A 13,579-nucleotide genomic window follows, 5' to 3' on the forward strand; every position below is an offset into this window, starting at 1 on the left:
TTCTTCCGCGACACCCGGCGGCAACCGGGTGACGATCGACAGGCCACGAAGGAGTCTTGAGAGATGCCGGTATCGGTCACCATGCCCCGGCTCGGCGAGAGCGTCACCGAGGGCACCGTCACGCGCTGGCTGAAGCAGGAGGGCGACCGGGTCGAGGTCGACGAGCCGCTGCTCGAGGTCTCGACCGACAAGGTCGACACCGAGATCCCCTCCCCCGCGGCCGGCGTGCTGAGCCGGATCGTGGTGAGCGAGGACGAGACCGCAGAGGTCGGCAGCGAACTCGCCGTCATCGCCGGTGAGGGCGAGTCGGCTGGTGACAGCGGCCCGACCGAGCAGGCCGCCCCGCCCGCCCAGCAGGCCCCCGCCGAGCAGGAGCCGGTCGCCCAGGCACCGGCCCCGGAGCCGGCCGCGGCCGAGCCCACCCCGGCGGCGACCACGCCGGCCAGCGGCGGTGGCACCGTACTGAAGATGCCCGCGTTGGGCGAAAGCGTCACCGAGGGCACGGTCACCCGCTGGCTCAAGGCCGTCGGCGACACCGTCGAGGCCGACGAGCCGCTGCTCGAGGTCTCCACCGACAAGGTCGACACCGAGATCCCGTCGCCCGCCGCGGGCACCCTGTTGGAGATCAAGGTCGCCGAGGACGAGACCGCGGCGGTCGGCGCCGACCTCGCCGTGATCGGGACCGCCGGAGCGGCACCGGCCGCGACGCCGGCCCCCCAGGCAGCCCCGGCACCGGCGAAGGCCGCGCCGGCACCGGCCGCCGAGCCCGAGCCGGTCTCCGGTGCGTCGTACTCCGCCCCGGTGGCCGAGACCGAGCAGTCCGCCAAGCCGGTGCAGACCGAGCGGGCGGCCCAGCCGGCCCCGGCGGCCCAGCGGACCCCGGCCCCGGCAGCCGCACCGACCGGCGACGAGGCGGGGTACGTCACCCCGCTGGTCCGCCGGCTCGCCAGCGACCAGGGCGTCGACCTGTCGACGGTGACCGGCACCGGTGTCGGTGGCCGGATCCGCAAGCAGGACGTGCTGGAGGCGGCGGAGAAGGCACGCGCCGCCGCGGCCCGTCCGGCGGCGGCTCCCGCCGCTGCCGCACCGAAGCCGGCGCCGGCCAAGGCCGAGCCGAGCCCGCTGCGGGGTCGTACCGAGAAGATGACCCGCACCCGGGCCACCATCGCCCGGCGCATGTTCGAGTCGCTGCAGAGTTCCGCGCAGCTCACCACCGTGGTCGAGGTGGACGTCACCAAGATCGCCCGGTTGCGCCAGCAGGCCAAGAACGACTTCGTGGCCAAGCACGGCGTCAAGCTCTCCTTCCTGCCCTTCTTCGCGCTCGCCGCGGTGGAGGCGCTGAAGACCTACCCGGTGGTGAACGCCTCGATCGACCTGGAGGCGGGCACCATCACGTACCCGGCGAGCGAGAACCTGGGCATCGCGGTCGACACCGAGAAGGGCCTGCTCGTACCGGTGATCAAGGAGGCCGGTGACCTGAACCTCGCCGGCCTGGCCCGGCGGATCGCGGACGTCGCGGAGCGGACCCGGACCAACAAGATCGGGCCGGACGAGATCTCCGGCGCCACCTTCACCATCACCAACACCGGCAGCCGGGGGGCGCTCTTCGACACCCCGATCGTGCCGGCGCCGCAGGCGGCCATCCTCGGCACCGGTGCGGTGGTCAAGCGGGCCGTCGTGGTGAACGACCCGGAGCTGGGCGAGATCATCGCGCCGCGCTCGATGGTCTACCTGGCCCTCTCCTACGACCACCGGCTGGTCGACGGCGCCGACGCGGCCCGTTTCCTGACCACGGTCAAGGAGCGGCTGGAAGCCGGTCACTTCGAGGCCGAACTGGCCTGACCGGCGCAGATACGCGCTAACCGGGGACCGCGAGGCATCTGCCTCGCGGTCCCCGACGCTTTCCCCAGCCCCTTTCCCCGACGCGAACCCGCGACGCCTCCCCCGATCCCCGTGACAGACCGGCGCGGACGGAGCGGGTGGCGAGGGCGCCGACGGGCACCTGCCGGTGTCGGGGATACACCGTCCGGCACGGCGTGCCGCACCCTCTGCCAGGATGGACCGATGCGGATCCTTGCCGCCGGTGCGTCCGGCTTCCTCGGCAGTCGACTCGTCGACCGGTTGCGGGCCGAGGGCCACGAGGTGGTCCAACTGGTACGGCGACCGGCAGCCCACGCCAGCCAGGTCCAGTGGGACCCGGCCGCCGGGCAGCTCGACCCGTCGGTGCTCGCCAGCACCGACGCGGTGGTCAACCTGGCCGGTGCCGGAGTCGGAGACCGCCGGTGGAACGACCGGTACCGCGAGCTGTTGCGGACCAGCCGGGTGGACACCACCCGTACGCTCGCCGAATCGATCGCCGCGCTGCCGGCGGCGGACCGACCGGGGGTGCTGCTGAACGCCTCCGCCATCGGCTGGTACGGCGACACCGGCGATCGTGTGGTGACCGAGGAGTCGCCCGCCGGTGAGGGCTTCCTCGCCGACATGTGCCGGGTCTGGGAGGCGGCGACCGGACCGGCGGAGAACGCGGGCGTACGGGTGGTCCGCCTGCGTACGGGTTACGTGCTGCACCGCGACGCCGGTTTCCTGAAGCCGCAGCTGCTGCCGTTCCGGCTCGGCATCGGCGGGCCACTGGCCGGGGGCCGACAGTGGATGCCCTGGATCTCACTCGCCGACTGGCTCGCCGCCGTGGAGCTCCTGCTCGCCCGCGACGACGTCGCCGGGTCGGTCAACGTGGTCGGCCCGGAGCCGGTGACGAACGCCGAGTTCACCCGCGAACTCGGGGCGGCGCTACACCGGCCGGCGGTGCTGCCCGTCCCCAGCTTCGCCCTGCGGATCCTGCTCGGCGGACTGGCCGTCGAGGCGCTCACCAGCGCCCGGGTACGGCCCGGAGTGCTGCCTCGAACCGGTTTCACCTACCAGCACCCGGATCTGCGTTCCGCCCTGCACGCCGCCCTCCACACCTGAGCTACGGGGTAAGGAAGGGCCCCTTATTAACGCATAGCGTTAATAAGGGGCCCTTCCTTACCTGCGGGGGGCGCTGGACGGTGACGGCTGGCGCTGGCTCGCGGCGGCAGGCGGCGCGGTCAGCAGCCGATCACCCAGTAGTTCGGGCCGGTCTGCTTCAGGGCCGAGGTGTAGAAGGTGTTGTAGAGGCCCATCCGCTGGTCGGAGCCGTTGGCGTAGGCGTATCCGCCGGACTGGTAGGCACGACCGGCCTGGACGTGCGCGTAGTTGGTCGCGGTGACGCAGACCGGGGCCGTACCACCGCCGGTGGTGGTGGCGGAGACGGTGGCGGAGCGGGCGCTCTCGGTGCCGGCCGAGTTCACCGCGCTGACCGCGTACGAGTAGCTGGTCGCGGCGGTGAGGCCGGAGTCGGTGTAGCCGGTGGCGGCGGCCGCCGTCGACGTGACCCGGGTGCCGTTGCGGTAGACGTGGTACCCGCTGGCCCCGCTCGCCGCCGCCCAGCTCAGCGACACGGAACTGGCGGTGGTGCCGGTGACGGCGAGGCCGGTCGGGGTGGCGGGAGCACCCGGCTCACCCGGGTTGCCCGGTCCGCCGGAGCCGCCGTCCAGGCCGAAGAAGAGCGCGTCGCGGTACGCCGAGCAGATGGTGTCCAGGAAGTACGCGGCGGCGGTGCCGCACTGGTCGGTGCCGGTGCCCGGGTCGACCGGGGTGCCGTGGCCCATGTTGGCGACCTGGTAGAGCCGGACGGCGTCGTTGCCGTACACCTCGAGGGTGGTGCCGGCGGGCAGCGAGGAGGTGCTGGTCGGGGTCTGCGACACGCCGGCCACGTTGGTGAACTGGTCCCGCAGTTCGGTGCCGTTGGCGGGCACCACGACGGCGTCCGAGCGGCCGTGCCAGATCGACACCCGGGGGCGCGGGCCGGTGTAACCGGAGTGGCCGGCGCGCACCAGGTCACCCCACTGCTGCGGGGTCTTGCTCACCGTCGAGTACATGCAGGTGTAGGCGTTGACCTGCGAGGTGGCGCAACGGTACGGCAGCCCGGCGACGATCGAGCCGGCGGCGAAGACGTCGGGGTAGGTGGCGAGCATGGCGGCGCTCATCGCCCCACCGGCGGAGAGCCCGGTGACGAAGACCCGGTCGGCGTCGGTGCCGTAGTTGGCGACCGAGTAGTCGATCATCTGCTTGATCGAGGCCGGCTCACCCTGGCCCCGGCTGGTGTCGCCGGTCAGGAACCAGTTGAAGCAGGCGTTGGCGGCGTTGGCGGCGCTGGTCTGCGGGAAGACGACCGCGAACTTCCACTGGTCGGCGAACTTCTTCCAGCCGGAGTTGGTGTAGTACGCGTTCGCGTCCTGGGTGCAGCCGTGCAACGCGACCACCAGGGGCGCGTTCGACGGTAGGCCATCCGGGCGGTAGGCGTACATGCTGAGGTTGCCGGGGTTGCTGCCGAAGCCGGTGACCTGGGTGAGGCTGGCGGCCTGGGCGGGAGCGGCACCGGTGAGGACCGCCGCGGCGATGAGCACGGGTACGGCGGCGGCGCGGGCGATCCGGGCGAGTAGTGCGGGTGGGCGGCGGCGCACGGGCGTTCTCCTGACGAGGAAGTTGTGAACTGGGTCACCCCCGAGTTGCCGCGACGTTACGTCCGCATGACAGCGCACTGACATGGTTGACACTCACATATTCACCTGTGCCGCCATGTGCCCTCGTCGCCCCGCATGTAAGGAAGGGCCCCTTGTTAACGCTATGCGTTAACAAGGGGCCCTTCCTTACATCTCAGCAGTCGCGCAGGGCGGGGGACTGGTTGCGGATCTGGGCGAGCGGGGAGATGAACCGCTGGTAGGTCTCGCCACCGACCGCACCGAGCTTGAACGCCGCCACCCGGTGGCAGTTCTGGAAGGCCAGTTTCACGCCGAAGTGGCGCTCCAGCCCGCCCCGGATGGCGTCACTGGCCAGCGCGCGCAGCAACTGCCCACGCTCGGCCTCGCTCGGCGGCGGCACCGAGTGGTCGGCGAACTCGGCGGCGGTCTCCGCCGACCGGGCGGCGACGTCGGAGACGATCGTCCAGGCGTACGGCAACGACGTCCGGACACACTCGACGAACTCGGCGTCGTCGACCTGACCGGCCTCGGCCCGCTCCAGCAGCGCGGCGGAAACGTCAAGGGACATGTTCTCTCCTTCTGGTACGGATGGCTGGTACGGATGGCTGGTACGGATGGTTTCCCTGGTTCTGGTACGGGTGCTTCTTGTTCGCGTACTCAGGCGTGATCCGCGAGGTCGACCGCGGTCGGGCCGAGCACGAACTCCGGGTCGACCTGGCCGGCGAGGTCCTCGCCGACCCGGTCGTTGGCCCAGGCGGTCGCGTTGCGCAGGTGGAACTCGACCGCTTGCCGGGTGTAGGCGGCCCAGTCCTTGGCCGTGGCGTCGACGGTGGCGCGCATCAGGTCGAGCGCGTTCCGGTTCGCCGGCTCCAGGGCGGTGATCGGTTGCGGCACGCCCCGCTCGGCGGCCTTGACGTACGACGACCGCCCGATCCAGGTGAGCAGGTCGTCGCCGACGTGTTCGGTGAGGAACTCGACGTCGGAGGCGTCGTCGACCTTGTTGCCGACCACCCGCACGCGTACGCCGTACTCGCGGGCGTGGCCGACGTACTGGCGGTAGACGCCGATGCTGCGCAGGGTCGGCTCGCAGACCAGGAAGGTGGTGTCGAAGCGGGTGAACAGGCCGGAGGCGAAGGAGTCGGCGCCGGCGGTCATGTCGACCACGACGTACTCGCCTACACCGTCGACCAGGTGGTTGAGGAGCAGTTCCACGGCTCCGACCTTGGAGTGGTAGCAGGCGACGCCGAGGTCTTCGGTGGCGAACGGTCCGGTCACCGCGAGCCGGATGCCGCCGATCTCGCGTACCAGGCTGTCGTAGAGCGGGTTGGCGCCGTCGACCCGGAGCAGCCGGGAGCCGCGCCCCGGTGGGGTGGTCTTGACCATCGCGGCGGCGGAGGAGATGCGCGGGTTGTCGCCCCGCAGGTACTCCTTGATTTCCCCGAGTTGGTCGCCGAGTGCCGGCAGCAGCACCGCCTCGTGCTCGGTCGCGCCGAGCGCGGCGGCCAGGTGTTGGTTGATGTCCGCGTCGATGGCGAGCAGCGGCGCCGTCGTGGCGGCGAGGTGACGGGCGAAGAGCGCGGCGAGAGTCGTCTTGCCGCTGCCTCCCTTGCCGACAAAAGAAATCTTCACGAGACGGGACCCTTCCAGCGCATGACCAGGTTTCAAATGAATTGATAGTCATTTTCAGTAACGACGTCAAGGCTAGACGGCACACGGGCGTGTCGGGCGAAAATTGGTAACGTGCCGCCCGTGCCGATCTCCTCGTCCCTGGTCGCCGGGCCGACGCCGACGGAATCCGACCCGCCCCGCCGCCCCGCCGGGCCCCTCCGCGACCGCCTCGGGCGGCGGGCCGACCTGCTCGCCGTCGTCACGGCGGTGGCACTCGCGGTCTGGGTCACCAGCGGCCTCTGGGCCGACCCCGGAGGCCGGGCCATCACGGTCAACTCCAGCGACCAGGCCCTCTTCGAGTGGCTGCTCGCCTACGGCGCACACGCGCTGACGCACGGCAGCGACCCGTTCTTCACCACGTTGCTCAACGTCCCGGACGGGGTCAACCTCGCGGTCAACACCTCGATCACCGTGTACGCCGTGGTCTTCGCGCCGCTGACGTACCTGATCGGACCGCCGACGACCTTCCTCGTCATCCTCACGCTCAACCTGGCCGCCACCGCGCTGGCCTGGTACTGGCTGCTCTCCCGCCACCTGGTGCGGCACCGGGCGGCGGCGCTGGTCGGCGGCCTGTTCATCGGCTTCGCGCCGGGCATGGTCTCGCACGCCAACGCGCACCTGAACTGGACCGCCGGCTGGCTGGTGCCACTACTGCTCTGGCGGGTGCTCCGGTTACGCGAACCCGGCCGCTGGACGCGCAACGGCGTGATCCTCGGCGTACTGGTCGCGGTGACCTTCTCGATCGCCGCCGAGGCCCTCTTCTTCACCGCCCTGGCCTGCGCGTTGTGGCTCGGCACCTGGTCGCTGGACCGGAGCCACCGCAGCGAGGCGCGGGCGGCCCTGCCCACCTTCGTACGCGCGCTCGCGGTGACCGGAGCGGTGGCGTTCGCCCTGCTGTCGTACCCCCTGTGGTTGCACTTCCTCGGCCCGCAGCGTTACCACGGCACCGGCTTCGACCCCCGGATCCACGCCGAGGACATCCTCGCCTTCGGCGCCTTCCCGCAACGCTCACTGGCTGGTGTGGCCGGGCTGGACAGCTCGCTCGCACCGAACCCGACCGAGGAGAACTCGTTCTTCGGGCTACCGCTGCTGATCCTCGCGGCGCTCTGCCTGGTGCTGCTCTGGCGGGCCGAGCCGGCCCGGCGCGCGACCGTACGCGCCCTCGCGGTTACCGCCGTGGTCTTCGCCGTCCTCTCCTGGGGGCCACGGATCAAGATCGACGGGCACATCGTCGACTTCCCGCTCCCGTACGCGCTCCTGGGCAAACTGCCGGTCTTCGACGCGGCCCTACCGTCACGGCTCGCCCTGGTGGTGGCGCCGGTGATCGGTCTGCTGCTGGCCTACACCCTGGAACACCTGGCCGAACTACGGCCCAGTCGCCGGACCAGGATCGGCTGGACCGTCGGCTTCGCCGTCGCCCTGCTGCCACTGGTGCCGGTGAGCCTGCTCACCGTCGAGCGGGAACCGGTGCCCGACTTCATCACCTCCGGCACCTGGCGCGAGTACGTCTCCCCCGGCGGCGTCCTCACCCCGCTGCCGTTGACCCTCGACGTGACGCCCGACGGGCAGCGCTGGCAGGCGTACGCCCTCGCCCACCGGCAGGGCGAGTTCGCCCTCCCGTCCGGCTTCTTCCTCGGCCCCGGCGGCCCGGACGGGCGGGGCCGGATCGGTCCGGTGCCCCGGGCCACCGACGCGCTGCTGGCGGCGGTCGCCGAGACCGGTCAGGTACCGGTGATCACCGACGCCGACCGGGCCACCGCCCGCGCCGACCTGCGGCACTGGCGGGTCGAGGTGGTGGTGCTCGCCGACCGGGTGCACGGCGCCAAGTTCCCCGTACACGTCGACGCGCTCCGCCAGGCCGCCACCGAACTCCTCGGCCCACCGCAGCGGGTGGACGACGTCTGGCTCTGGCGCATCCCGCCCACCGTCTCGTGAGCGCTGCCGACCGTCGGTGAGCATGGTCACCGGGGTCGGTATGCCTCACCGGGACTACTCTGGGGGCGTGACCAGCACTATTTCCGGCCTGAAGACCGTCCAGCTCGGCGAGATCGAGTACCTGGCCGCCTGGGACGAACAGCGCCGTCTGCACGAGGCGGTGGTCGCCGGCGAGCAGCCGGACACCGTCCTGCTTCTGGAGCACCCGAGCGTCTACACCGCGGGCAAGCGCACCGAGCCGGCCGACCGGCCGATCGACGGCACGCCGGTGGTGGACGTGGACCGGGGCGGCAAGCTGACCTGGCACGGCCCGGGGCAGCTCGTCGGCTACCCGATCATCAAGCTGCCGGACCCGGTGGACGTGGTCGCGTACGTCCGGCGCACCGAGGAGATGCTGATGGAGGTCTGCGCCGAGGTGGGACTCACCACGGTGCAGATCGAGGGGCGCAGCGGGGTCTGGGTGCCGCAGGACGAGCGCGGACCGGCGCGTAAGGTCGCCGCGCTCGGCATCCGGGTGGCGCGCGGGGTGACCCTGCACGGCTTCTCCATCAACTGCGACTGTGACCTGGCCGCCTTCGACCAGATCGTGCCGTGCGGCATCCGCGACGCCGGGGTCACCTCGCTCACCGCCGAACTCGGCCGCCGGGTCACCGTGGCCGAGGTGCTGCCGCTGGTCGAGCGCCGGCTCACCACCCTGCTCGGCTGAACCACTCCCCCGCGTAAGGAAGGGCCCCTTGTTAACGCATAGCGTTAACAAGGGGCCCTTCCTTACGCCTACGGGGTGAGGCGGTGCAGGTCGCGGGGGAAGGCGGCGACCTCGCGTACGTTCGCCGCGCCGGTCAGACGGGAGACGAACCGTTCCAGCCCGATCGCGAAGCCCCCGTGCGGTGGCATCCCGTACTGGAACGCGGCCACGTACGCGGCGACCGGCTCGACCGGCTCACCTCGGGCGGCGAGCGCGGCCAGGTAGTCGCTGTGCCGGTGCAGCCGCTGCCCGCCGGTGACCAGCTCCACCCCTCGGAAAAGCAGGTCGAACCCGTTCGAGTACGCCGCCTCGGCGCCACCGTCACCAACGGCCGGCCGGTGCTCGACACTGCCGGGCCGGGCGGGGTGGGTGTAGAACGGGCGCTTCGCCATCGGGTAACCGGTGACGAAGAGGAAGTCGGAGCCGTGCTCGGTCCTGGCCCACTCCCCCAGCGCCCGTTCGTGTGCCGGAGCGAGGTCCGGCTCGTCGGCTGCGGCGCCGGCGATCCGCAGCGCCTCGGTGAAGTGCACCGAGGGAATCTCGGCTGGTACCGACGGCAGTTCCACCCCGAGCGTGGCCAGCGCGCCACCGGCCCGCTCGGCGACCCCGGCGAGCATGCCGGCGAGCACGTCGCGGAGCATCGCCATCACGTCCCGGTGGTCGGCGATGAACCCGAACTCGACGTCGAGCGAGGTGTACTGGGCCAGGTGTCGGGCGGTGTCGTGCGGTTCGGCGCGAAACACCGGGCCGACCTCGTACACCCGCTCGAAGACGCCGACCATCAACTGTTTGTAGAACTGGGGCGACTGGGCCAGGTACGCGGGCCGGCCGAAGTAGTCGAGCGCGAAGACGTTCGCCCCGCTCTCGGTGGCACTGGCGACCACCTTCGGGGTGTGCACCTCGACGAAGTCACGGGCGTCGAGAGTGGCCCGGAACCCGGCCACGGCCGCCGCCGAGATGCGCAGCGCGGCCGACCGGGTGGGATGGCGCAGCGCGACCGACGCGTGGTCGAGCTGGGTCGGCAGGGTTGCCGCCAGGGCCGGCCGGTACAGGTCGAACGGGGGTGCGACGGCGGGTTCGCCGAGCAGTCGTACGGCGGGCTTCACCAGCTCGACCCCGGCGGGTGCCGCCTCGTTCGCGGCCACCTCGCCGGTGACCTCGAGCACGGTTTCCTCGGGCAGTTCGACCAACCGGGCCCGCAGGTCCGGGTCGGTGACCACGACCTGGGTGAGCCCGGCGGCGTCGCGCAGGATCAGGAACGCCACCGATTTGAGCAACCGGCGCCGGTGCACCCAGCCGGCGATCGTCACCGACCGGCCGACGTGGGTGGGGAGAGAGGTGGAAAGGACGCGTCGCATGTGGTGTTACCTCCTCGTCAATCGCAACGCGATCCCCAGGGAGGTGTGGGCGAGCGGGAACCTCGCGGTGCCACCACACCTTCACCGTCAGCGACGCGAGCCGCCGACGGCCTTCTTCGTCGCCCGTGACGGGGGCCAGTCGGCGGGCTCTACTGGGTGCCGGTACGTGCCCCGACACCGTTCTTCCCGCAGCTCAGGAGGGTCTTCACGGCCGGGCGGGGGCCACCTTCACAGCTACCGGTGACTCTCTCGAAACCCCGCTGGTCGAACCGTTACTCGGCTCCGTCGTCGCTGTTGACGCAGGACCCTAGCAGGTGTCGTTACAGGCCCGTAACCGGATTCGAAACGGCGGGTGAGTGCGATCACAACCTGCGGGTAGTGAGCCCTGTCGCCTCCCGCTCCACCGACCCTTCGCTACGCGTAGGCTCGGATTCGTGACCATCGAGCAATCCGGAACGCCGACTGCCGCACCGCAGCCGGCCGGCAATGTCGCCACCGCTTCGGGCCCTCGGACCACTGGACCGGCGGCTCCCGAAGGGCGTCGTCTGCTCCGCGTCGAGGCGCGTAACGCTGCCACGCCGATCGAGCGGAAACCGCCGTGGATCAAGGTCAAGGCGAAGATGGGTCCGGAGTACACCCAGCTACGCAGCCTGGTCTCCCGCGAGGGACTGCACACGGTCTGCCAGGAAGCCGGCTGCCCGAACATCTACGAGTGCTGGGAGGACCGCGAGGCGACCTTCCTCATCGGCGGTGATCAGTGCACCCGGCGGTGTGACTTCTGCCAGATCGACACCGGCAAGCCCGCCGAGTTCGACGCCGACGAGCCGCGCCGGGTCGGTGAGTCCGTGGCGACGATGGGGCTGCGGTACGCGACCGTGACCGGCGTCGCCCGTGACGACCTGCCCGACGGCGGTGCCTGGCTCTACGCCGAGACGGTCCGCCAGATCCACGCCTTGCAGCAGGGCTGCGGCGTCGAGCTGCTGATCCCCGACTTCAACGGCGACCCGCAGCAGCTGGCCGAGGTCTTCGGTTCCCGGCCGGAGGTGCTCGCGCACAACGTCGAGACCGTGCCCCGGATCTTCAAGCGGATCCGGCCCGGGTTCCGTTACGAGCGGTCCCTCGACGTGATCACCCAGGCCCGCGCCGCCGGGCTGGTGACCAAGTCCAACCTGATCCTCGGCCTGGGCGAGGAGCGCGAGGAGGTTTCGCAGGCACTGCGTGACCTGCACGCCGCCGGCTGCGAGCTGGTCACCATCACCCAGTACCTGCGGCCCACGCCCCGGCACCACCCGGTCGAGCGTTGGGTCAAGCCGGAGGAGTTCGTCGAGCTGGCCGCCGAGGCGGAGCAGATCGGTTTCGCCGGGGTGATGAGCGGGCCGCTGGTGCGCTCCTCGTACCGGGCCGGACGCCTCTACCAGCAGGCGCTCGACGCCCGCGAGGGCAACGTCGCCGCTTTGACGAACTGAACTGCCGCGCTGACGAGCTGAACTGCCGCCGGGACCGCCGTCAAGGGCGGATCCCGGCATCGCGGACGGCTGGGGTATTTCGTCGTAGCCGGGTCGGAAACACATTCGACATGTTAGATTCCGGCCGTCGAACCCCAGCCCCCGGCGATCCATGGCCAGCACGCATCCCACCTGCGGATCGTCGCTGGCCAGACGCTGGGGGTTGCCGTCAGCGCTTCGAAGGTGATTAATATCGTCATGGCCACCTCGCCCCATACCGTGATCATCGGAGCCGGCCCGGCCGGGCTGACCGCGGCGTACGCACTGACCAGGCGCGGCGCCACCGTCGAGGTCTTCGAGGCCGACGACGTGGTTGGCGGGATCAGCCGCACGGTGGAGCGCGAGGGTTGGCGGTTCGACATCGGCGGGCACCGCTTCTTCACCAAGGTCTCGCAGGTCGAGGCGTTGTGGCACGAGATCCTGCCGGACGAGGACTTCCTGCTGCGGCCCCGGATGAGCCGGATCTACTACGACGGCAAGCTCTTCGACTATCCGCTCAAGGCCGGCAACGCGCTGCGCAACCTGGGTGTGTTCGAGGCGGTCCGCTGCGTCGGCTCGTACGCGTGGGCCCGGATCCGGCCGCCGAAGGACCAGAGTCACTTCGAGGGCTGGACGTCGGCCCGCTTCGGTAAACGGCTCTATGGCAAGTTCTTCAAGACGTACACCGAGAAGCTGTGGGGCATGCCCGCCACGGAGTTGCAGGCCGCCTGGGCGGCGCAACGGATCAAGAACCTCTCGCTCTCCACCGCGGTGATCAACGCGCTGCTGCCGAAGCGCAACCAGAAGGAGATCACCAGCCTGATCGAGGAGTTCCAGTACCCCAAGCTCGGCCCCGGCATGATGTGGGAACGCTGCGCCGAACACGTCGTCAAGGCCGGCGGCACGGTCACCCTGAACAGCTGGGCGACCGCCGTGCACCGGGGTGACGGCGGCGCGGTCGCGGTCACCGTGACCGATGCCGAACGCAGCCAGCGCCGCGACGCCGACCACGTCGTCTCCACCATGCCGCTCTCCCAGCTGGTGCAGATCATGGATCCGCCGGCCCCGCCACCGGTCCGGGCCGCGGCCTCCGCGCTGCGTTACCGCGACTTCCTCACCATCGCGCTGGTCGTCCCGGCGGAGGCCGGCTTCCCCGACAACTGGATCTACGTGCACACCCCGGGGGTACGGGTCGGCCGGATCCAGAACTTCGGTTCCTGGTCGCCGTACCTGGTGCGGGACGGTTTCACCTGCCTGGGTCTGGAGTACTTCGTCTTCGAGGGTGACGACCTGTGGGAGCTGGCGGACGACGATCTGGTCGCGCTCGGCACCGCCGAACTGGAGCAGTTGGGCCTGGTCACGCCCGGCGCGGTCAGCGCCGGTTACGTGGTACGGATGCCGAAGGCGTACCCGGTCTACGACGAGGGTTACGAGGACGCGGTCGAGACCATCCGGCGCTGGCTCGCCGAGGAGGTGCCGAACGTGCACCCGGTCGGCCGCAACGGCATGCACCGCTACAACAACCAGGACCACTCGATGCTCACCGCCATGCTGACCGCGGAGAACATCCTCGACGGCACCAGTCACGACGTCTGGCAGGTCAACGTCGAGGAGGAGTACCACGAGGAGAAGGACTCCGGCTCGGGCGGCGGATCGGGCAGCCACGGCACCGGACGGTCCGCGCCCCTCCTGCCGAAGCAGCCCGGCGGCAGCCGTACGGCCGAGTGGACCAGCTGACCGAGGCATCCCGGAACACGCCCGGCGGACGGCCAGGGGCCCGGCCGGGTGCACCCGGTAGCCACGGGTGAACGAGATCCGCGCCGCCCACTA

General features: G+C 70.9%; 10 protein-coding genes. 6 read left to right on the forward strand and 4 right to left on the reverse strand.

The genetic code is table 11. From position 1 onward, the window contains the following. Positions 1–63 precede the first annotated feature (63 nt). Positions 64–1,842 carry a 2-oxoglutarate dehydrogenase, E2 component, dihydrolipoamide succinyltransferase gene (sucB, locus tag BDK92_RS07920; protein WP_121156004.1) on the forward strand — a complete coding sequence of 593 codons (1,779 nt, stop codon included), beginning with the start codon at positions 64–66 and terminating at the stop codon, positions 1,840–1,842. A 222-nt stretch (positions 1,843–2,064) separates the two neighbouring features. Beyond that, on the forward strand, positions 2,065–2,964 hold the full coding sequence (locus tag BDK92_RS07925; protein ID WP_121156010.1) for a TIGR01777 family oxidoreductase: 900 nt from the start codon (positions 2,065–2,067) through the stop codon (positions 2,962–2,964). 119 nt (positions 2,965–3,083) lie between these two features. Here the strand turns inward: BDK92_RS07925 and BDK92_RS07930 are convergent, their stop codons facing one another. The 3 genes from BDK92_RS07930 to BDK92_RS07940 form a co-directional block, all read right to left on the reverse strand. Next, positions 3,084–4,541: an extracellular catalytic domain type 1 short-chain-length polyhydroxyalkanoate depolymerase gene (locus BDK92_RS07930; protein WP_246016890.1), complete on the reverse strand. Its 1,458-nt coding sequence runs from the start codon at positions 4,539–4,541 to the stop codon at positions 3,084–3,086. Positions 4,542–4,734: 193 nt separating this feature from the next. Then, positions 4,735–5,127: an SCO5389 family protein gene (locus BDK92_RS07935; RefSeq protein ID WP_121156014.1), complete on the reverse strand. Its 393-nt coding sequence runs from the start codon at positions 5,125–5,127 to the stop codon at positions 4,735–4,737. Between the two features lie 89 nt (positions 5,128–5,216). Further along, positions 5,217–6,188: an ATP-binding protein gene (locus BDK92_RS07940; RefSeq protein ID WP_121156016.1), complete on the reverse strand. Its 972-nt coding sequence runs from the start codon at positions 6,186–6,188 to the stop codon at positions 5,217–5,219. 120 nt (positions 6,189–6,308) lie between these two features. Here BDK92_RS07940 and BDK92_RS07945 point away from each other — a divergent pair, with 120 nt between their 5' ends. Continuing rightward, the gene (locus BDK92_RS07945) at positions 6,309–8,162 is read left to right on the forward strand and encodes a DUF6311 domain-containing protein (protein ID WP_425462216.1); all 1,854 of its coding nucleotides are present in this window, start codon (positions 6,309–6,311) and stop codon (positions 8,160–8,162) included. Between the two features lie 67 nt (positions 8,163–8,229). Further along, the gene (gene lipB / locus BDK92_RS07950) at positions 8,230–8,868 is read left to right on the forward strand and encodes a lipoyl(octanoyl) transferase LipB (RefSeq protein ID WP_170208524.1); all 639 of its coding nucleotides are present in this window, start codon (positions 8,230–8,232) and stop codon (positions 8,866–8,868) included. A 68-nt stretch (positions 8,869–8,936) separates the two neighbouring features. On the opposite strand, the gene aspS is transcribed toward lipB, so the two are convergent. Next, positions 8,937–10,265 (reverse strand): aspartate--tRNA(Asn) ligase, encoded by a 1,329-nt coding sequence (gene aspS, locus BDK92_RS07955; RefSeq protein WP_121156018.1) that lies wholly within the window; start codon positions 10,263–10,265, stop codon positions 8,937–8,939. 434 nt (positions 10,266–10,699) lie between these two features. Here aspS and lipA point away from each other — a divergent pair, with 434 nt between their 5' ends. Beyond that, positions 10,700–11,731 carry a lipoyl synthase gene (gene lipA / locus BDK92_RS07960; protein ID WP_121156020.1) on the forward strand — a complete coding sequence of 344 codons (1,032 nt, stop codon included), beginning with the start codon at positions 10,700–10,702 and terminating at the stop codon, positions 11,729–11,731. A 237-nt stretch (positions 11,732–11,968) separates the two neighbouring features. After that, complete coding sequence (locus BDK92_RS07965; RefSeq protein WP_121156022.1) at positions 11,969–13,486, forward strand: NAD(P)/FAD-dependent oxidoreductase; 1,518 nt, start codon at positions 11,969–11,971, stop codon at positions 13,484–13,486. Positions 13,487–13,579: the final 93 nt, after the last annotated feature.

The organism is Micromonospora pisi (assembly GCF_003633685.1).
In the GTDB taxonomy this organism is placed as follows: Bacteria; Actinomycetota; Actinomycetes; order Mycobacteriales; family Micromonosporaceae; genus Micromonospora_G; species Micromonospora_G pisi.